A 19,910-nucleotide genomic window follows, 5' to 3' on the forward strand; every position below is an offset into this window, starting at 1 on the left:
GACTGGCAGGCGCGGCTTTGGCTGCGCCTGTTTTATTTGGCTATGTCACCGTCAAATGTGGGAACTCTCCCAAGGTTGCCTTCAATAATGTTTCAGCCGACAGGATGCGCCTGGCATCGAGTATCCAGCGCCAGCCCAGGTAATTGGGTAGGTAACGTGTCGCCACGCCGTGGAAAATGGACAACCATCCGCGCAAGCGGCTGTGATATGCGTTGACGTTCTGCACATGGACCGCGCCGCGTACGCGGATGCCGGCACGCAAGTTGACGGCTTGATGGCTGATGCCCGTTTCCCGGGCAAAGGCGGCATACGCCGCATGGCTATCAGTCACCAGCAGGATGTCGCGGTCAATCACGGGCGGCAAGCAAGTCAAGAGTTGCTGCTTCGTGATGGCCCCCTTGCCGGTGACGAAATCGATCGTTTGCCCCGTCCGGTCGCGAGCTACCAGGATGCAAACCTGTTCGCTGGAAATGCCGCGTTGGCGGGCGTGACCACCACGCCGGCGTGCCGGACGCCGCAAATGCCGGGCCCCTTTTTCCGATTCCAGCAGATACATTTCGTCGGCCTCGGTGATGCCATGCAGGCAGCGCGGGCGGTCGGTTTTTGCCAGCGATAAAAAACGGTGGCGCCAGCGAAAGCTGGTATTGCGGTGGATGCCCAGCTGTTGTGCGGCCTTGCGTACCGAATCGGAATTCAGCAAGCAATTCGCGTAGTCCAGCCACAGAGATTTATGGCGTAGATGGGCCAGGGGCGTGCCCGTCAGCGCATTGAATGTTTTGCCGCAAGGCACGCAGCGATAACGCTGCAGATCGTTGGCGCGGCCATGCCGGTGCACATGCCGTGCGTGGCAAGTCGGGCAACATAGCCGTGCCTGGGCCGTGCGTTCGATCAACGCAGCAGTCGCTTGCTCAGGCGGCGCGCCGCTCAACATTACTACGCTGTCCAGGCGTTGGCGCCGGGACAGCATGGCGAACTGCATGATGAACGCCTGCCATTGAACCTGTTGCATGGCCATCTCCCTGTTTGGCTGGTCTGATCAGTCAGACCTCAGCTTTGCAGGCAGGTTCCCCTATTTAATGAGGACAGAGCCTTTTATTTTAAGCGAGCACTTTTTTCAGCCAGGCGCCGATAGCGTCGATTTCTTCCTGGCACAGCGAGTGCTGCATGTAGTAGTCATGCCATTCGATCGGGTAGCCCAGGCCGCTCAGCAAGTCGCGCGATTGCTGTGCGCGGGCGATCTGCACCACGGGGTCGGCCGTGCCGTGCGCCATGAAGATCGGCGTGTCCAGGCTGGCGGGCGTGCGCTCGGCGGCCGTCTTGTCGGCCAGCGGCAGATAGCCTGACAAACACATCAAACCTGCCAGTTTTTCCGGATGGCGCAAGCCCGTTTGCAAAGCCATGGCGCAACCTTGCGAAAAGCCGGCCAGGATGATGCGGTTGGCTGGGATGCCGCGGGCTGTTTCACGTGCGATCAATGCTTCGATCTGTTGCTGCGAAGCACGCAGGCCAGCTTCGTCTTCGCGGCGCACCAGGTCGCTCACTAAAATGTCGTACCAGGCGCGCATCACATAACCGTTGTTGATGGTGACGGGCATGGTGCCGGCGCTGGGGAAGATGAAGCGGATGGCAGGGCAGCCGCGCAGATCGAGTTCCTTGACCAGCGGCACGAAGTCGTTGCCGTCGGCGCCCAGGCCGTGCATCCAGATGATGGAGACGGTCGGGTTCGGTGCGCTATCGAGTTCTATGGTTTCCAGCAAAGTGCTCATGTATTTTCCTCAGGTAAAGGTTGCGCCGGACGCAGCGCCGATTTGGGGCGGAAAGCCTTGCAGATGGCCGGGTCGGTTTCCATGTAAGGGCCGCCGATCAGGTCGATGCAATAGGGCACGGCGGCGAAAATACCATTAACCAATTGTTTGCCATCGGCATCTTTCAAGCCTTCCAGGGTTTCCTTGATGGCCTTGGGCTGTCCCGGCAGGTTCATGATCAGGCAGGCGTGCTCGGGTGTTTCACGGATGACCGCCACCTGGCGCGACAGAATCGCCGTCGGCACGAATTGCAGGCTGATCTGGCGCATCTGTTCGCCGAAGCCGGGCATTTCCTTACTGCCCACGGACAGGGTCGCATCCGGCGTCACGTCGCGCCGCGCCGGTCCCGTACCGCCCGTCGTCAGGATCAGATGGCAGCGGTTCAGGTCGACCATGTCGATCAGCGTGTGTTCAATTTGCGAGCGCTCGTCGGGGATCAGGCGTTTTTCCAGGCGGAAAGGCGTGCGGATGGTGGCCGAGAGCCAGCTTTCCAGCGCGGGCAAACCCAGGTCTTCATACACGCCGCCGCTGGCGCGGTCCGAGATCGACACGAGGCCGATAATCAATACGTCTTCGATAGTGTTGCTCATCGGTCACCTATAAAAATCTGAAGTGGCGTAAAAACAATAAAACCGGGATTTCCCCGGTTTTTTTCCCATCTTGGGGCAAGACGGTGTATTACTCGTCTTCGTCCGACTCGACGCCATCCTCTTCGGCATCATCCTTGCCGCCGGTTTGTTTCTTGGCGATCTGTTTCAGGATCTGGAAGATTTCTCGGTAGGCTTTTGGCGGCTTGTTTTCGGCTTGTTCCTTGCGGGCATTGCGGATCAGGGTGCGGATATGTTGCACGTCCAGTTCCGGGTTTTCCTGCAGCAAGACGGTCAAGGCCTTGTCATCCGTCAACAGCTTGTCGCGGCGGCGTTCCATCGCATGCATGGCGGCCGTGTCGGCTTTCGACAAGCCTTTCCAGCTATCGATGGTGCGCTGGATGGCGGCCACTTCCTCTTCATCGAGGGTGCGCATTTTCTTGCCGACATATTGCATCTGGCGGCGGCGGCCTTCGTGGTCCTTGATCAGCTGGCATTCCAGAATGGCGTCGCGCACGTCTTCCGGCATCGGGACGCGCTTGACGCGGTCACGAGCCTCATTGACGAGCTCTTCGCCCAGCTTTTGCAATTCATTCATCTGGCGCTTGAGTTCCGATTTCGATGGACGTTCATATTCCTGTTCGAATTCGGACGATTGGAAGCCGCAAGCTCCCCGGTTTGGATTTGGCATGATATTAAGGCGGGAGGGGGCTGGTAGCCCACTCCTGTAAACTGTAAACGACTGCTATGATAACTGTTTTAGCGGCTCTCCGAAGAAAACAGCGCATGAACGACTCCGTATTTACCCATAGTCAAGAGCAATTGAAGCAACTTGCACGCGATGTGTTGTCTTTTGCGCGGGAAATCGGCGGCACCGACGCCGCAGTGGAAGTCAGCGAAGGCGGCGGCCTGTCCGTTTCTGTACGAAAAGGCAAGATCGAGACGATCGAGCAAAATAAAGACAAGGGCATGGGCGTGACCGTGTTTGTCGGCAAGAAGCGCGGCAATGCCAGCACGTCCGACTTTTCCGCCAGCGCCCTGCGCGCCACGGTGGACGCTGCCTACAATATTGCCCGTTTCACGGCCGAGGACGATTGCGCAGGCCTGGCCGATGCTGACCTGCTGGAAATGGCGCCCCGCGACCTGCAACTGTTTTACCCATGGAATATTTCCGCCGAAGCAGCCGTACTGCTGGCGCAGCGCGCCGAAGCGGCTGCTTTCGATGTCGATCCCCGCATCACCAATAGCGAAGGGGCGGGCGTACACGTGCAGCAATCGCACTTTGTATCGGCCAATTCGCGCGGTTTTATCGGCGGTTATCCATTTTCGCGCCATACCCTGTCGGTGGCGCCGATCGCCGGCAAGGGCGCCAAAATGCAGCGCGACGACTGGTATTCGTCGGTGCGCGACGCCGCCAAAATGGCGAGCCCGGAAGCCATCGGCCGCTACGCTGCCGAGCGCGCGCTGTCGCGCCTGAATGCGCGCAAGCTGGGCACGCGCACCTGCCCGGTGCTGTTCGAAGCGCCGCTGGCGGCCGGTTTGCTGGGGACCTATGTGCAAGCGACCTCGGGCGGCGCGCTGTACCGCAAGTCCACCTTCCTGACCGATTCCCTGGGCACGCAAGTGCTGCCATCGCATGTGCAAATCTTTGAAGACCCGCATGTGATCGGCGGCGTCGGCTCCGCACCGTTCGATGAAGAAGGCGTCAAGACCGTCAGCCGCGACGTGGTCAAGGATGGCGTGGTGCAAGGTTATTTCCTGTCGACTTACACGGCCCGCAAGCTGGGGCTGCAGACGACGGGCAATGCGGGCGGTTCGCACAATCTGTACCTGACCTCGACCCAGACGCAAGCCCAGGACGATTTCGTGGCCATGCTGAAAAAGCTGGGCACGGGCTTGCTGGTGACCGAACTGATGGGGCAGGGCACCAATTACGTCACGGGCGACTATTCGCGCGGCGCCTCGGGTTTCTGGGTGGAAAACGGCGTGATTCAATATCCGGTGGAAGAAATCACCATCGCCGGCAATATGAAAGACATGCTGCGCAACATCGTTGCCGTCGGCGCCGATGTGCTGCGCCGCGGCACCAAACAGACCGGTTCCATCCTGATCGAGAGCATGGTGGTGGCGGGCGGCTGAGGCTGGCTGCTACCCATCCCTGCCATCGATACGCCAGGCGATACCTGGCGTATCGATGGTGCCTGAATGACAGTCTTACCTTGATATTACGTTGACGCAAGTCCATGCGATATTGGAGGCGTTCCACGTTGCTTGCCAATTGATGGTCGTCTGGTCCCGGCATGCCTGCTGCGATGCAAACCGCGTCCCTTCGTAGGTTTGATAGACATACCCATCCTGAGGGCGCCACACTGCGCCATACCAATAATTTTTGGAATCGACAGCAGTGCTGAGCTGTTCCACCGGTTTATTCAAGGCCGTGTTTTTGTAGTCAACCAAGACCTGGCCGTCTGTATCGTAGAGTCGTACCCAGGCAGAGCTGTTCAGCGCGCCTGTCGAGTCGACCGGGATGCACATTCTTGTCTTTGCCGAAGCCGTGGCCTGGGGCATGGTCAGGCAGAAATAGGGATTCGGGGAACCTGCCGCAATCGACCATTCCACGCTGGAGGCGCTGGTGTTGCCAGGGTCGCAATAATGCGCATATTTCCCCGCCCTGAATTCCTGGGCGTAATTTGACGTTTGTATGCCTGAGAAATAAATGCCTGAGCCATTCGTGGTGCCAGGCAAGTCATTCTGGCTGCTGACTGACATGCATTGCTTGTATCCGGCATCGGCATAGCCCATCGCCATGCCGACAGGTTTCATTTGCGCATCCAGGTGCAGCTTCCAGGTGTTCCGATATCGCAGTCTTCCATTCGCATCGCTACGCAGGAGTGAAATGACTCTGACCGAGGCCGCTTGCTGGGTGACGCCATTGACGATCAGCGGAGTCGGCTGCCCTGTCTCCAGGCTCACGCTGAGGGTCGCGGTGCCCAGATAACCATCGTTGGAAGCGAGCTCCACGCCTGTTTGTTCTGTACCAAGAAATTTCTTGAGCGAAGCAGCGGCATCGATCGATGCCAGTGCCGGTTTGACAGGTGTTACCGGCGGCGAAACTTGCGTGCCACCACCGTCATTACTGCTACCACCACCGCCACCACAGCCAGCAAGCAAGGTCAAAAAAGCGTAAAGCGTGACCTGTTTTTTCATATGTATTCACCCAGATATCGACAAAGATGCGTGCCGTTGCGCGGCGGCATTATAGGCAATGTTGTCAATTGGAAATCTATCGAATTATTGCTTTGTTTGCCAGGCCGTCTCGCCAAGCGATTGATGTCTGTTAATCTTGAGTACACAAGGCAATCTTGTCACGCCGTTGCAGTCCTGTGGCATGCGCCAGCGTCTTGCCGTGCAGGCCGCATATCTAGCTGCTGCAGAGGAACTTATCTCACAGCCGCTATTTCGGATAAGCAGTGCGACTGGGCTATCTTAGAAGGTAAACACCGTGTAGCCGTCGGCTGCAATCCTGGCAATGCTGGGCAGGCCCGAAGTGCCGGGCACCTGATTGTCGGTGATCAGTGCATAGCCTGTTTTTTCCGCTTCCTCGCGGGCGCCGAACACATCGGCGCAGCCGCAAGAGACCCCCACGATCTTGTCTTGCACGGCTTGATACAGCGCATGGACGGGATGGCTGGACTCGGCCAGCACGCCTGGCCAGCGGGTGCCGGCGCCCTGGAAGTAAATGCCGACCTGGGCGCCTTGCTGCTTGAAGTCATAGGCAGCGGCCAGGCCGTTAAACAGGCGGCCCAGTGCTTCTTCGCCAGCTTTCGGATCGGACAGGATGATGATGGCTGCTTTCATGGTATTTCCTTTATCGAGAGTGGATTGCCGTTGCGCGCTGCAACGGATCAGGCCATTCTAGATAGGGGGAAAGCCGGCGGGAATCACGCCCAACTCAATTGATTATTACGCCGAAGGGAATACTGGATGCGGATTCAAATGCGGGTGGGCCCGTAAATTGGCTGCCAGCAAGTCGATAAAGTGACGCACTTTGGCAGAACCGAATTTGCTTTCCCGGTGCAGCACGTGCACAGGCCACGGCGCTTCCTCGTAGTCAGGCAGCACGATCTTCAGGCGCCCATCGGCCAGTTCGCCAGCGATCTGGTAGGACAGCAGCCGACATATGCCCAGGCCGCTAACGGCCGCATCAATGGCGGCATCATTGCTGGTAACGGTCAGGCGCGGCTTCAAACGCACCAAGGTGGGATCGTCGACGGCGCCAAATTTCCATTCCACCCGCGGCGAGATGCTGCTGGCGGCAATCACCGTATGTTGCAGCAAGTCGGCCGGATGTTGCGGAACACCATGTTTCGCCAGGTATGCCGGTGCGGCGCACAGCACGCGGCGCACCTGGCCCACGCGTAGCGCCTTGAGGCTGGAGTCGGGCAAATGGCCGATGCGTACGGCCACATCCATACCCTCGTCGACCAGGTTGACGATGCGGTCCAGGAAATATGCCGATACCTGGACTTCAGGGTAATCCTGCAGATAGCGGGTGATGCTGGGCATGATGAAATTCTTGCCGAAAAGCACAGGCGCGGTGACGGAAAGATTGCCTTTCGGCGCAGCGTTCACGCCAGCGGCTGCCTGATTGGCTTCCGCGATACTGCTCAGTATCTGGCGCACATCGTCCAGGTAGCGGCGTCCCGCCTCCGTCAGCCGCACGCTGCGTGTGGTGCGCAGCAACAGTCTGACGCTAAGTTGCTGTTCCAGTGCGGCAATGGCGCGCGTGACAGCGGCCGGCGACAATTCCAGCCGGCGCGCAGCGGCGGCAAAACTCTCTTCTTCGCCGACGGCGCTAAACACTTGCATCAGGTGGATCTGGTCCATTTATTACCTTTGGCGAAATACTGACTTGTGTTGGGCACTCATTCTTTCTTTGTCCATTATTCCGCAAAATACAGCAGGCAGCAATCCATGCTGTTTGATATCGAGGGAGAGCACCATGAGCGGAGACAAGAGCTTTCATGCGGGCGAGCGCGCCGTGCAACAGTGGGCCGGTGAAACGGCCATTGCCGAGCGCAATATTGGCATGGTCAGTGACACCGTGATCGGCGGTGCGCGTCACTTTATCGCCCAGCAATTTATGCTTGCGCTGGCCAGCATCGACGGGGCTGGCAATCTGTGGGCGTCTTTGTTGTTCGGCAAACCCGGTTTTGTACATGCCGATGATGGCAGTGCCGTCATGATCGATGTGCCGCTCAAGGAGCGCGATCTGGCGGACCCCTTGTGGGACAACATCAGCGGCCAGCCTGATCTGGGCATGCTGTTCATCGAGCTGGGGTCACGCCGCCGCTATCGCGTCAACGGCAGCTTGCAGCGTGCCGATGCGGACGGGCTGGAAGTGGTGATACGCGAGGCGTATCCGAATTGCCCGAAATACATACAGCGCCGTCATTTGCGCCAGCGCAGTGCAGGCCGGCCGGCGCAGGCAGCCAGCGAAGGCCAGCTTCTCGATGGAACGGTGGCCGCCATCATCGCGCAAGCGGATACGATTTTTGTTGCCAGCCGCCACGCTGCGAGCGGCGCCGATGTATCGCACCGGGGTGGTGCTCCGGGTTTCGCCAGGATCATCGATCGGCAGACCCTGTGCATTCCCGATTTCAAGGGCAATAGCATGTTCAATACGCTGGGCAACTTTGAAGTCGATCCGCATGCGGGCCTGTGCATACCCGATTTTATCCATGGCAAATTGCTGCAGCTTACGGGCACGGCCGTGATCCGCTGGGACCAGGACGATCCGCACAATGAAACGGCTGGCACCCGGCGTTACTGGGAATTCACGGTGATCCGCTGGCGATTGCGCGATACGCCCCAGCAACTGGAATGGGAATACCTGGATGCCTCTCCTTTTAATCCTGTAATCACATCCATTGCTCCTCAGGCCTCGGCATGATCTACATCATTACTACGATTAGCTGCACGTGCCACCAGGCACGTCGATCCTCGATGCGCTGATTGCCAACGATGTTTTTGTTTCCTACGATTGCCAGCGCGGCGAGTGCGGCAATTGCTACACCACTGTCCTGGCGGGCCAGCCTGTACACCGCGATGTTTGTCTAACGCCAGCAATGCGGGAACAGGGCATGTGCATCTGCGTTTCCTGGGCGGCGGCACCTGGGCGGCTGCTGCTGGAACTGTGATGTGGTTTTTCGGTCACTTGTCGGATCGTCACACTGTTGAAATATTGGCTTCGTAAGATGTCGCTGCCTGACGTTAATTGCGTGAATTAGATGCTTTTAATGTAAGTAAGCCGAACTTCGTGATATTTCATGCAAGATGTGAGTCTTGCAGCAAGCGCGACGTTGTTGATCGACCACTGCCCAGAGACCTTCCCATGACCTTATCCCGTACCCGCATCGCCCGCGCGGTCGCGCTGTTTTGCGCCATGAACGCCTTGTTTGCCGCGTCCGCCCACGCCGAGGGTGATGCCCCCGCTGCCCCTGCCCCTGACAGCGCCCAGGCCGATGCCGCACCGCAAGCCGTGATCGTTACCGGCACGCGCGGCAGCAACCGCACGCAATTCGATACCATGGCCCCGGTCGACGTATTCAACCGTGACGATATCAGCGCCGTGAAATCGTCGGACTTGAACGATGTGCTGGCGCAACTGGTGCCATCGTATGTGGTGCAGCGCCTGCCGATGGCCGATGGCCAGGTATTCGTGCGCCCGGCAACCCTGCGCGGCCTGTCGCCGGACCAGACCCTGGTGCTGGTCAATGGCAAGCGTTTCCACCGCAGCGCCTTGCTGGGCGCGCGCGGCGCACAGGCGGCCGACCTGGCGCAGATTCCCGTATCCGCCATCAAGCGCATCGAAGTACTGCGCGACGGTGCATCGGCCCAGTACGGCTCCGATGCGATTGCCGGCGTGATCAACATCATCCTCGACGATAGCGTGGGCACGGAAATGTCGGTGCGCCATTCGCAGTATTCCGAAGGCGATGGCAAGGCCAATGAATTCAATGCGCGCAGCGGTTTCGCCATCGGCGAGACGGGCAAGCTGTCCTTGTACGCCACCATCAATCAGTCGGACCCGACTTCGCGCACGCGCCAGCGTCCCGACGCCATCGCCTTCCAGGCAGCGCATCCTAACCTCGCTGTACCGAATCCCGTGCAGCGCTGGGGCCAGCCGAAGTTGTCCGGTGAACACATCGGCTACAACGGCAGCGTTGCGCTGAACGATGACGTTGAACTGTATTCTTTCGGCATGTTCAGCCATAGCGATGGCACCTCGGACTTCAACTGGCGCAATCCGGACACCAGCACGGGCGCCTTCAAGGTCACGCCGCTGTTTCCTGGCTGGGATTTGCGCAGCCTCTATCCGGTCGGTTTCAGCCCGCAGTACTCCAACAAGCAGAATGACGCGCAAGTGGTGGCCGGCTTGCGCGGGCACATCAATGAACGCCTGGGCTGGGATGTCAGCGCTTCGTATGGCATGAACCATATCGATTACAACCTGGCCAACTCCATCAATGCCTCGATGGGACCATCGAGCCCGACTTCGTTTTACCTGGGCCAGTTGTCGCAGGAAGAAAAAATCCTCAATGCCAACTTCAACTATGAATTGCCCGTGGCGTCGCTGGCGCAACCCGTCAATATCGCTTTCGGCACCGAGGCGCGCAATGAGACCTACGGCGTGAAGGCGGGCGACCTGGCGTCGTACACGGTGGGACCGGGCGCGGCAGTCGGTCTCGACGCAAACGCCAATGGCGCCCCCGGTTTCAGCGACCGCCAGGCAGGCAGCTGGGGGCAGACCAGCTACGCTGGCTACCTGGACGTGGAAGTGCCTGTCACGCGCGACCTGAGCCTGGGTGGCGCGGCCCGCTATGAACATTTTTCGGAGTTCGGCAGCACCGTCAATGGCAAGCTGTCGGCCCGCTACACGGTCACGCCAGACATCGCCGTGCGCGGTTCCTATTCGACCGGTTTCCGCGCACCAACGCCGGGCCAGTCGAATACCAACAGCACCAACCAGGGCCTGGACACCAAGACCTTGCTGTTGTTTACCAGTGGCCGCCTGGCCAACAACGATCCGCTGGCCATCTTGCTGGGCGCCAAGCCTTTGAAGCCTGAAAAATCGAAAAACCTGTCGCTGGGCTTTACGTGGAAAACGCCGGCCGGCTTCTCCGGTTCGGTGGATGTGTACAACATCAAGGTCAGCGACCGCTTCAGCACGTCGGCCTCGTTTGCCGTGCCCGCCGGCGTAGCCAATCCGCTGCACTACACTTCGATCAGTTATTTCACCAACGATTTCGACACCACCACGCGCGGCATCGATATCGTCGGTAATCACACGAGCAAGCTGGGCGATGGCCGTTTGAACCTGACGCTGGCATATAACTACAACACCACCAAGGTCGATGGCGGCAATTCCAGCATCGCCACCAATGATGCGCAGCGCACCGTGTTTGAAGAACACCTGCCACGCCAGAAGGCTACCCTGGGTGCGACCTATGACCTGGGGCCATGGAGCTCGCTGGCCCGCTGGCGCTACTATGGTTCCTGGACGGACAACACCGGCAATGCCACCGGCGACGTGTTCCAGCGCTTCAGCGCCATCCAGTTCCTGGACCTGGCCCTGAGCTACAAGATCAACGCCATGCATACGGTGCGCGTGGGCATCGACAATGCGCTCAACAAATATCCGGATGAAGCCACCTTCCAGGCTAGCCGCGGCCTGATCTATTCGCGCAATGCGCCTTACGATACGGATGGCCGCAGCCTGTTTGCCGAATACCGGGTGAAATTTTGAGCGCTGACCTGAGCCGCCGCAACATGCTGCGTTTTGGCGCCTTGCTGCCGATGCTGCCGGCCAGTGCGCTGGCTGCCTCGGCGGCGCCAGTTGTGCCTGTTGTGCCACAATTGGCGCCGCCCAAAGGCAGCGAACCGCTGGCCCTGGCCTCCGATGCCGGCTATTGGGCGTCGGTGACTCGCCAGTACGACATCACCGATGAAGTGGTGTTGCTCGACAACGCCTACTGGGGTTCGATGGCCTTGCCCGTGCTGGAAGATTATCAGCGGCAAGTGGCAATGGTGAATCGCGGCAACTCCTGGTACGGCCGCGTGCGTTTTCCCGCCGCGTTTGAAGCGGCGCGTGCGCACGCTGCCCAGGCGCTGGGCGTGCATACCGACGAAATTGTTTTTACGCGGGGTGCTACCGAGGCCTTGCAAATCCTGATCGCCAGCTACAACCGCCTCAAACCGGGCGACACGGTGCTGTACGCGGACATCGATTACGACAATATGATCACCACCACGCGCTGGCTCAGGCAGCGGCGCGGCGTGGAGGTGGTGTCCATTGCCATGCCCGAACCGTTCAGTCATGACAAGGTGGTGGCCGCTTATGCGCAGGCACTGGAAGACCATCCGAAGTTGAAACTGATGCTGCTCACGCACGTGAACCACCGCAATGGCATGGTCTTGCCGGTGGCGCAGATCGCCAGCATGGCGCGCCAGCGCGGCGTGGACGTGATCGTCGATACGGCCCATGGTTTTGGCCAGCTGGACATGACGATCCCCGACCTGCAGGCGGACTTTGTCGGCATCAACCTGCACAAGTGGATCGGCGCCCCCGTGGGGGTGGGTGCCGTGTACATCAAGCGGGGCCGGCTGGCCGATATCGATGCTTACCAGGGCGAGGAACAGGGCAACGATATCCGTACCCGCGTGCATACAGGCACTTTGAACTTTGCTGCCTATCTGTCCTTGCCGTTGGCCTTTGATATTCACGGCCAGATCGGCGTGGCCAACAAGCAGGCGCGGCTGCAGCGCTTGCGCAACCGCTGGGTGGAAGCGGCACGCGGCATCGACGGCGTGGAAGTGCTGGCTTCGTCCGACCCGCGCCTGACCAGTGCACTGGCCGCCTTCCGCCTGAAAGGCAAGACCAGCTTTGCCGACAACCTGGCGCTGTCGAAACGGCTGGTGGCCGAGCATGGCATTTTTACCGTGCCGCGCGACGGCCTGGCGGCGGGCAGCTGCATCCGCGTTACGCCTGGCATCTTTACGCCGGACGCGCATATCGAGCGCTTTATCGTCGCTTTGCAGCAGGTGGCGCGCAGCTGATTAACAGCGCATAAAAAAACCGGCCCCATCCGCAAGGAGGGGCCGGTTTTTTATCCAGGCGCTTAAGCGCGAAGAGTGGACAGGATCGGTTGCAGCACGGCCGCGCCCAGGGCGGCGCTGCGTGCACCGCTCCAGCCCGTTTGCGGGTCAGGATCGTTGGCATTGTCCTTGAACGGCAATTCCAGGGTCAGCGCCAGGCAGCCGAAGGCGTGCGTGATGTGGGGCGAACCCATGGTCAGCACTTCCGGCGTGAATGGGCCATCTTCATAGCCGTACACGTCCTGGAAGTCGGGGCTGGCCACCTTGAAGTCGGCGATGAAGCGGTCTTGCTCGGCTTTTTGCGCAGGCGTAAAGTTTTCCAGCGCATCGCTGCCGGCCACGAACACGTACGGCAAGCCTTCGTCGCCATGCACGTCGAGGAACAAATCGCAGCCGATTTCATGCATCTTCTGTTTCACCAGGAATACTTCCGGGCTGCGTTCCATCGTCGGCGTCATCCATTCGCGGTTCAGGTTAGCGCCAGCCGCGTTGGTGCGCAGGTTGCCGTGCACGGAACCATCCGGATTCATGTTCGGCACCACGTAGAAGACGGCGTCTTGCAGGCATTGGCGGGCAAACGGGTTGGCCTGGTCCAGCAGCGCTTCGAGCATGCCTTCGACAAACCATTCCGCCATCGTTTCACCGGGATGCTGGCGCGCGATGACCCAGACTTTTTTCTCGGCATCGGCATCACCGACCACCAGCAGATTCATGTCGCGGCCTTCGACCGTGCTACCCAGGTCGATCAAACGCACCAGCGGTGAGGCTTGTGCGCTGTCGATCAAGGCCAGGTGGCGATCCCATGGATACGGCTCGAAATAAGCGTAATACACGCTTTCTTCTTCTGGCGTGTGTTCGATAGTCATCACCGTGCCGTCAAAGCTGGTCGGCACGCGGAACCATGTTTCGCGGTCGTAGCTGGCCACTGCCTGGTAATCTTTCCAGCCGTCCGGGTAAGCAGACTTGCCGGCATTCATGAAGCGGATCGTGCACGCTTCGCCTTGCGCGCCTTGCAGGCGGAAATAAAACCACTGCGTAATGTCGGCGTGGGAATCTTTACGGATGTTCAGCTCGATGGATTGGGCATCGTCGGCGCGCAGCACCTCGATCGCGCCGGCGTCGAATTGCTGGCTGATTTTAATGGTCATGAATGTTTCCTGATAAAAACAAATAAGGTTTGCATCGTGTGCAATGGCGCGATGATACCCGTTTTACTTGTCACCTTGTGCTGGCGCAAAGGGCGACACGTGTCCTTTGCTAAGGTAAAAAGTCCTAGCGCAGTTAATCAGGGGAGAACATCATGGCAAGCAATGGCACGCAAGATAACCATATCCGGGAGCTGGAAAAGAAAATCAGCGCCCTCAGCGACGCGCTGGCCCACCTGGGGCAGGGGACGAGCCTGAAGGAGTTGCTGCGCATTATACGTTTCCCCGGCTACACCACGCCGGCCGAATTCGCCTTTAACGTCGCCATCCTCGACACCATGCTGGTGCAGGCGAATGCGCTGGATAAACTGGGGCAGGATTTGGTGGCGGGGGCGAAACTTGTGGTCGGCAAGCAGTAATCAGGGGTCAGACCCGCCGGGTCTGACCCCATTTACAAGCCGCCGAAGCGCTCAAAGAACCACGGCTGAACCGATGGCGCATGTTCATCCTCGCGCCGCAAGGTCGCCAGGATATAGTCTTCGGCCGCTGCATGCGTGCGGCGGTACAGGGCGCGCGCCAGGGCGTAGGCTTGTGTGCCGGGCCACGGTTCGGGTAGCAGTTCGACGGGCAGTTGCGGGTCGTGCAATTGCACGCGGCGGTAGGTGTGCGTCAGTAGCGAACGGATGACGAACGCCTGTTCCGCATCGATCGTGGCGTCCTTTGCCTGCACCTGCAGCAGGTGCAGCAGCGGCTGGAAGCGCGCAATAAATTGTGCATAGCCGGCCATCACTTCCGATAAATCCCAGCATTCGCCGACCATATCGCGCAGCGGACGGGTGCTCACGCCCGGCAATTCCGTTGCGTGGCAGACATACAGCTTGCCCAGCACTTCATTGCGGGTGAGGATATCTTCCAATACATCCGGGTCGGCCGCCGGATGGCCGAAGATGCCCGGCGCAATCAAGCCATAACCTGCCCACAGTAATTCCTTGCGCACGGCGCCCCGTTCCGCGGCGTCGATGCTGCCGGCCGGGCCGATCACCAGGGTCCAGCTGCCATCCCAGTGCGCCACCAGCGGCGCGTAGATGCGACGGTAGGCGCGCTCGAAGCGGGCCGATGCTTCCGGGCGTATGGTATAGGCGCTGCGGCGGCCATCGCGCTGCGAGCTGAGCCAGCCTTCCTGCGCCAGGCGGAATACGCTGGTGCGCAGCAGACGGTCATTCACGCCGAACGGCGCCAGCAATTCGATCAGGCTGCCCAGCCAGAGCGTCCCGCCGCGCGGCACGATGGCGTCGCCGAAGATGGTCATCACCAGCGACTTGGAGCGGGGCGGGTCGTTGGCGAGGAAATCGGCTATCCATGCGGTACAAGCGGGGTTTTTCATGTGGTCCTGGGCTGGTTGCTGCGGTATGTGAACAAGATGCACAGTTTACTTGGCCGTGCGTTTGCCGTGCGGAAAGGTTGTGATTATTTTTCACATCATACCTTGTCAAAACTCGCATGAGATACGAAATATTAAAATGATTCAAATCAAGTGTATGCAAACTGATTTTTGTATCGTATTATCTGATTATCGCCATGCGCCGCTGCGCATGCATAGAACATGGGAGACAGATCATGTACGCACAAATGGTTGAAACCGGCCTGAAAAACGTCCGTTCCATCGATGACATGGGGCAAGACGAACGGGCTTTCCAGGCGCGCATCGACGAAGGCATCAAGATCGAGGCCAAGGACTGGATGCCGGACGCCTACCGCAAGACCCTGATACGCCAGATTTCGCAGCACGCGCACTCGGAAATCGTGGGGCAGTTGCCAGAAGGCAACTGGGTCACGCGCGCCCCTACCCTGAAGCGCAAGTCGATCTTGCTGGCCAAGATACAGGATGAAGCGGGCCACGGCCTTTACCTGTACAGCGCGGCGGAAACGTTGGGCGTATCGCGCGACGAGCTGCTGGCCGCCTTGCATTCGGGCAAAGCCAAATACTCCAGCATTTTTAACTATCCCACCTTGTCATGGGCCGATATGGGCGCCATCGGCTGGCTGGTCGACGGTTCGGCCATCATCAACCAGATTCCCCTGTGCCGCTGCTCGTACGGTCCATATGCGCGCGCCATGATCCGCGTCTGCAAGGAAGAGTCGTTCCATGCGCGCCAGGGCTACGACATCATGATGTCGCTGTGCAAGGGCACGCCGGAGCAAAAAGCCATGGCGCAAGATGCCTTGAACCGCTGGTGGTGGCCGTCGCTGATGATGTTCGGCCCGTCCGACGCCGCTTCCGTCAACAGCGCGCAATCGGCGCAATGGCGCATCAAGCTGTTCTCCAATGACGAACTGCGCCAGCGCATGGTCGACCAGACCGTGCCGCAAATCGAATACCTGGGCTTGACCGTGCCCGATCCCGACCTGAAATTCAATGCTGACACGGGCCATTACGAATTCGGCGAAATCGACTGGGCCGAATTCAACAATGTATTGAAAGGCAATGGTCCCTGCAACCGCGAGCGTTTGCAAACGCGGGTCAAGGCGTATGACGAAGGCGAGTGGTTCCGCGATGCGCTGGTTGCCTACGCCGACAAGCAAGCCGCTGGCAAAGCGGCAGCGTAAATATAAAGAACCGAGGAGAACAGCATGAGCAAAGAATGGCCATTGTGGGAAGTTTTCATCCGCAGCCAGCACGGCCTGGCGCATAAACACGTGGGCAGCCTGCACGCGTCCGACGCCACCATGGCGGTCAATCATGCGCGCGACGTCTACACGCGCCGCAATGAAGGCGTCAGCATCTGGGTGGTGCGCGCGGCCGATATCGTCGCCAGCAGCCCGGGCGACAAGGGCGCCCTGTTCGAACCATCGAACAGCAAGGTGTACCGCCATCCCACCTTCTTCCCGATGCCGGAAGAAGTCAAGAACCTGTGACGGGAGCGCCTGCAATGGATGACAAGGTCAATTACCTGCTGCGCCTGGGCGACAATGCCCTGATCCTCAGCCAGCAGCTGTCCAAGCTGTGCGGCAAGGGACCGGCGCTGGAAGAAGACATGGCGCTGACCAACGTGGCGCTCGATCTGCTGGGCCAGACGCGCTTGTGGTTCAGTTATGCGGCCGAACTGGAAAACGCGGGCCGCGACGAAGACGATATCGCCTTCATGCGCGACGCGCACGACTTCAAGAACTGCCTGCTGCTGGAACAGCCGAACGGCAACTACGCCGACACCCTGATGCGCCAGTTTTTCTTCGATACCTGGCATTACTTCCAGCTGCTGGAACTGAGCAAGTGCGGCGATCCGCGCATCGTGGAAGTGGCGCAAAAATCGATCAAGGAAGTGACCTATCACCTGCGCCGCAGCGGCGATCTGGTCGTGCGCCTGGGCGATGGCACGCCGGAAAGCCATGCCAAGACGCAGGCGGCCGCCGATGCGCTGTGGATGTACACGGGCGAGATGTTTAATTATGACGCCGTTGACCAGGCGATGTTTGACGCCGGCATCGCCCCTTCCAGCGAGGTGTTAAGACAGGCTTTCCTCGAGCACGTGGCCGAGATCTTTGCAGAGGCGACCCTGGCCATGCCGGCGCCGGACGCCTGGATGCAAAAGGGTGGCAAGCAGGGCCGCCATACGGAACACCTGGGCTTTATCCTGGCCGAGATGCAGTTCCTGCAGCGCGCCTATCCCGGAGCGGAGTGGTAATGAATACCGTCGCAGCATCGCTGGACGCGGCCCAGGTCTGGGCCTGGCTGGGCGAAGTGCCCGATCCTGAAATCCCCGTCATTTCGGTGGTGGACCTGGGTATCGTGCGCGCCGTGGACGTGGTGGATGGGGATGAGTGCATCGTGACCATCACGCCCACCTATTCGGGCTGCCCGGCCATGCAGGTGATTGCCGACGCCGTCACCGATGCCTTGCGCAGCCACGGCGTGGCCAGGGTCACCCTGGTAAACCAGCTGTCGCCCGCCTGGACTACGGACTGGATGAGCGAGACGGGCAAGGCCAAACTGAAAGGTTATGGCATCGCCCCGCCGCAACAGCAGGTGATCGATATCAGTGGCTTGCGTGGTGGCGCAGGGGCGGGAGTCAAGCGTCATGCTGTGCCCAAGCTCGACGTGATTTGCCCCAACTGCGGTTCAAACCACACGCAGCTGACCAGCCAGTTCGGCTCCACGCCGTGCAAGGCCCTGTATAAATGCCTGGATTGCCGTGAACCGTTTGACTACTTCAAGTGCCACTAAAAACAGGCATGCGTTGCGAAGAAACTGGAGATGAAGCATGAGTAAATTTTATCCGCTGTCGGTGGCAGACGTGCGCCATGAAACGCGTGACACCATCGCCGTCACGTTTGCCGTGCCGGCGGAGCTGGAGCAGCAATTCCGCTACCAGCAGGGGCAGCACCTGACACTGCGCACCCATATCAATGCGGAAGACGTGCGCCGCTCGTATTCCATCTGTTCGGCGGTGCAGGACGGCAGCCTGCGCGTGGCCATCAAGCGCACGCCGGGCGGTGCCTTTTCGACCTGGGCGAACGACACCGTGAAAGTAGGTGCCAGTATCGACGTGATGCCGCCGATGGGCCATTTCAACGTGCCGCTTGATGGCGCCAACCGCAAGCACTACCTGGCGTTTGCGGCTGGCAGCGGCATCACGCCCATCCTCTCCATCATCAAGACGACCCTGCTGGCCGAACCCCTGAGCCGCTTCACGCTGTTTTACGGTAACCGCGCATCGTCTTCCGTCATCTTCAAGGAAGAATTGACGGACTTGAAGGATGTGTACCTGGAGCGCCTGAACCTGGTCTACGTGATGAGCCGCGAGCAGCAGGATATCGAATTGTTCAATGGCCGCATCACGCAGGAAAAATGCGAACAGTTCCTGCAGCACTGGATCAGGATCGAGGACTACGATCACGCCTTTATCTGCGGCCCGGAAGACATGATGCTGGGCGTGTCGACCGCCCTGCAGGCGGCTGGCATGCCCAAGCAAAATATCAAGATCGAGCTGTTCGCCGCCAGCATCCCGAAAAACGCCCACAAGCCGCGTACCCCGCCTGACGAGACCACCCGCCAGGAAACGGAAGTGACCGTCATCATGGACGGTTACCACACCAGCTTTACCATGGAGCGCGACAAGGAATCCATCCTCGACGCCGGCCTGCGGCAGGGCATCGACATGCGCTATTCGTGCAAGGGGGGCGTGTGTTCCACCTGCCGCTGCAAGGTCACGCAAGGCAAGATCGAGATGGACGTCAACTACGCGCTGGAAGACTACGAAGTGGCGCGCGGTTTTGTATTGAGCTGCCAGAGTTTTCCGTTGACGGATAAGGTGGTCGTTGATTTCGACCAGGCTGAATAACCCAACTGCCACTGCCGGGGTCAGACCCGGCGGGTCTGACCCCAGATTTCTGTTGAGGGTCATTACACAAGAAGCGAGACATCATGAGCTACCAAAACATCCTCTTCACCATCGAGCAGGGCATTGCCACCCTGACCCTGAACCGTCCCGATAAACTCAACAGCTTCACGCAGGCGATGCACGAGGAAGTGCGCGACGCCATTGCGCAAGTCAACGCCGATAAGACCGTGCGCGTGTTTGTGCTGACGGGCGCGGGCCGTGGCTTTTGCGCGGGCCAGGATTTGTCGGACCGCGCCGTGGAGCCGGGTTCCAAAGGCGTGGACCTGGGCGAGTCGGTGGAAAAAAACTATGCGCCGCTGGTGCTGGCGCTGAAGGCCTTACCGATGCCCGTGATTTGCGCCGTCAATGGCGTGGCCGCCGGTGCGGGCGCCAACCTGGCGCTGGCTTGCGATATCGTTATCGCCGGCAAATCGGCCAGCTTCGTGGAAGTATTTTGCAAACTGGGCCTGATCCCGGACACGGGCGGCACCTTCTTTTTGCCCCGTTTGATCGGTTCGGCGCGCGCCATGGGTTTGGCCATGCTCGGTGAAAAGCTGACGGCAGAAAAAGCCGAAGACTGGGGTTTGATCTGGAAATGCGTGGACGACGACCAACTGGCGGAAGAAACCCGCAAGCTGGCCGTGCACTTTTCCACCGCGCCCACCAAGGGCCTGGCGTTCACCAAGCAGGCACTGGCCGCCAGCGGCGCCAATACTTTGCCGCAGCAGCTGGCGCTGGAAGCAGGCATGATGAGCGAACTCGGTAACAGCGACGATTACCGCGAAGGCGTGGCCGCCTTCATGGAAAAGCGCGTACCGCAATTCAAGGGACATTAAG

At 59.7% G+C, this 19,910-nt stretch carries 21 protein-coding genes; 12 read left to right on the top strand and 9 right to left on the bottom strand.

Going from position 1 to position 19,910, the window contains the following annotated elements; all coding sequences use genetic code 11:
• Positions 1-40: 40 nt before the first annotated feature.
• From ACL9RI_RS08255 to yjgA, 4 genes are all read right to left on the bottom strand, one after another.
• On the bottom strand, positions 41-1,009 hold the full coding sequence (locus ACL9RI_RS08255; protein ID WP_422726088.1) for an IS1595 family transposase: 969 nt from the start codon (positions 1,007-1,009) through the stop codon (positions 41-43).
• A gap of 88 nt (positions 1,010-1,097) precedes the next feature.
• The gene (locus ACL9RI_RS08260; protein WP_422726089.1) at positions 1,098-1,766 is read right to left on the bottom strand and encodes an alpha/beta hydrolase; all 669 of its coding nucleotides are present in this window, start codon (positions 1,764-1,766) and stop codon (positions 1,098-1,100) included.
• On the bottom strand, positions 1,763-2,395 hold the full coding sequence (gene mog / locus ACL9RI_RS08265; protein ID WP_422726090.1) for a molybdopterin adenylyltransferase: 633 nt from the start codon (positions 2,393-2,395) through the stop codon (positions 1,763-1,765). Before mog ends, ACL9RI_RS08260 begins: the two co-directional genes overlap by 4 nt.
• 88 nt (positions 2,396-2,483) lie before the next feature.
• On the bottom strand, positions 2,484-3,083 hold the full coding sequence (yjgA, locus tag ACL9RI_RS08270) for a ribosome biogenesis factor YjgA (protein ID WP_422726091.1): 600 nt from the start codon (positions 3,081-3,083) through the stop codon (positions 2,484-2,486).
• Positions 3,084-3,178: 95 nt separating this feature from the next.
• Here yjgA and pmbA point away from each other — a divergent pair, with 95 nt between their 5' ends.
• Positions 3,179-4,531, top strand: a complete 1,353-nt coding sequence (gene pmbA, locus ACL9RI_RS08275; protein WP_422726092.1) for a metalloprotease PmbA — start codon at positions 3,179-3,181, stop codon at positions 4,529-4,531.
• A gap of 75 nt (positions 4,532-4,606) precedes the next feature.
• On the opposite strand, the gene ACL9RI_RS08280 is transcribed toward pmbA, so the two are convergent.
• The 3 genes from ACL9RI_RS08280 to ACL9RI_RS08290 form a co-directional block, all read right to left on the bottom strand.
• Entirely contained in the window at positions 4,607-5,599 is a 993-nt protein-coding gene (locus ACL9RI_RS08280; protein ID WP_422726093.1) for a hypothetical protein, read from the bottom strand.
• Positions 5,600-5,878: 279 nt separating this feature from the next.
• Positions 5,879-6,250, bottom strand: a complete 372-nt coding sequence (locus ACL9RI_RS08285) for a DsrE family protein (protein ID WP_422726094.1) — start codon at positions 6,248-6,250, stop codon at positions 5,879-5,881.
• Between the two features lie 105 nt (positions 6,251-6,355).
• Positions 6,356-7,279, bottom strand: coding sequence for a LysR family transcriptional regulator (locus tag ACL9RI_RS08290; protein WP_422726095.1), 924 nt, complete (start codon positions 7,277-7,279; stop codon positions 6,356-6,358).
• Between the two features lie 115 nt (positions 7,280-7,394).
• Here ACL9RI_RS08290 and ACL9RI_RS08295 point away from each other — a divergent pair, with 115 nt between their 5' ends.
• The 4 genes from ACL9RI_RS08295 to ACL9RI_RS08310 all read left to right on the top strand — a co-directional run bounded on the left by ACL9RI_RS08295 (position 7,395) and on the right by ACL9RI_RS08310 (position 12,511).
• Positions 7,395-8,345 (top strand): pyridoxamine 5'-phosphate oxidase family protein, encoded by a 951-nt coding sequence (locus ACL9RI_RS08295; protein WP_422726096.1) that lies wholly within the window; start codon positions 7,395-7,397, stop codon positions 8,343-8,345.
• Between the two features lie 28 nt (positions 8,346-8,373).
• Positions 8,374-8,592: a 2Fe-2S iron-sulfur cluster-binding protein gene (locus tag ACL9RI_RS08300; protein ID WP_422726097.1), complete on the top strand. Its 219-nt coding sequence runs from the start codon at positions 8,374-8,376 to the stop codon at positions 8,590-8,592.
• Positions 8,593-8,786: 194 nt separating this feature from the next.
• Positions 8,787-11,201 carry a TonB-dependent receptor plug domain-containing protein gene (locus tag ACL9RI_RS08305; protein ID WP_422726098.1) on the top strand — a complete coding sequence of 805 codons (2,415 nt, stop codon included), beginning with the start codon at positions 8,787-8,789 and terminating at the stop codon, positions 11,199-11,201.
• On the top strand, positions 11,198-12,511 hold the full coding sequence (locus ACL9RI_RS08310; protein WP_422726099.1) for an aminotransferase class V-fold PLP-dependent enzyme: 1,314 nt from the start codon (positions 11,198-11,200) through the stop codon (positions 12,509-12,511). Before ACL9RI_RS08305 ends, ACL9RI_RS08310 begins: the two co-directional genes overlap by 4 nt.
• Before the next feature lie 62 nt (positions 12,512-12,573).
• Here ACL9RI_RS08310 and ACL9RI_RS08315 read toward each other — a convergent pair whose 3' ends face one another.
• Entirely contained in the window at positions 12,574-13,698 is a 1,125-nt protein-coding gene (locus tag ACL9RI_RS08315) for a M14 family metallopeptidase (protein ID WP_422726100.1), read from the bottom strand.
• A 152-nt stretch (positions 13,699-13,850) separates the two neighbouring features.
• On the opposite strand from ACL9RI_RS08315, the gene ACL9RI_RS08320 reads away from it, so the two are divergent.
• On the top strand, positions 13,851-14,114 hold the full coding sequence (locus tag ACL9RI_RS08320) for a hypothetical protein (protein ID WP_422726101.1): 264 nt from the start codon (positions 13,851-13,853) through the stop codon (positions 14,112-14,114).
• Positions 14,115-14,146: 32 nt separating this feature from the next.
• Here ACL9RI_RS08320 and paaX read toward each other — a convergent pair whose 3' ends face one another.
• Positions 14,147-15,079 (bottom strand): phenylacetic acid degradation operon negative regulatory protein PaaX, encoded by a 933-nt coding sequence (gene paaX / locus ACL9RI_RS08325; RefSeq protein ID WP_422726102.1) that lies wholly within the window; start codon positions 15,077-15,079, stop codon positions 14,147-14,149.
• A 233-nt stretch (positions 15,080-15,312) separates the two neighbouring features.
• On the opposite strand from paaX, the gene paaA reads away from it, so the two are divergent.
• The 6 genes from paaA (at position 15,313) to paaG (ending at position 19,909) form a co-directional block, all read left to right on the top strand.
• A complete protein-coding gene (gene paaA / locus ACL9RI_RS08330) occupies positions 15,313-16,302 on the top strand; it encodes a 1,2-phenylacetyl-CoA epoxidase subunit PaaA (protein ID WP_422726103.1) in 990 nt (329 codons plus the stop codon).
• A gap of 24 nt (positions 16,303-16,326) precedes the next feature.
• Positions 16,327-16,611 carry a 1,2-phenylacetyl-CoA epoxidase subunit PaaB gene (gene paaB, locus ACL9RI_RS08335; protein WP_034746356.1) on the top strand — a complete coding sequence of 95 codons (285 nt, stop codon included), beginning with the start codon at positions 16,327-16,329 and terminating at the stop codon, positions 16,609-16,611.
• A gap of 14 nt (positions 16,612-16,625) precedes the next feature.
• Positions 16,626-17,378 carry a 1,2-phenylacetyl-CoA epoxidase subunit PaaC gene (gene paaC, locus ACL9RI_RS08340; RefSeq protein ID WP_422726104.1) on the top strand — a complete coding sequence of 251 codons (753 nt, stop codon included), beginning with the start codon at positions 16,626-16,628 and terminating at the stop codon, positions 17,376-17,378.
• Positions 17,378-17,917, top strand: a complete 540-nt coding sequence (gene paaD / locus ACL9RI_RS08345; RefSeq protein ID WP_422726105.1) for a 1,2-phenylacetyl-CoA epoxidase subunit PaaD — start codon at positions 17,378-17,380, stop codon at positions 17,915-17,917. The genes paaC and paaD overlap by 1 nt, the downstream gene beginning before the upstream one ends.
• A gap of 37 nt (positions 17,918-17,954) precedes the next feature.
• Complete coding sequence (paaE, locus tag ACL9RI_RS08350) at positions 17,955-19,034, top strand: 1,2-phenylacetyl-CoA epoxidase subunit PaaE (RefSeq protein WP_422726106.1); 1,080 nt, start codon at positions 17,955-17,957, stop codon at positions 19,032-19,034.
• Positions 19,035-19,117: 83 nt separating this feature from the next.
• The gene (gene paaG / locus ACL9RI_RS08355; protein WP_422726107.1) at positions 19,118-19,909 is read left to right on the top strand and encodes a 2-(1,2-epoxy-1,2-dihydrophenyl)acetyl-CoA isomerase PaaG; all 792 of its coding nucleotides are present in this window, start codon (positions 19,118-19,120) and stop codon (positions 19,907-19,909) included.
• Position 19,910: the final 1 nt, after the last annotated feature.

Source organism: Janthinobacterium sp. Mn2066 (assembly GCF_049319705.1).
In the GTDB taxonomy this organism is placed as follows: domain Bacteria; phylum Pseudomonadota; class Gammaproteobacteria; order Burkholderiales; family Burkholderiaceae_D; genus Janthinobacterium.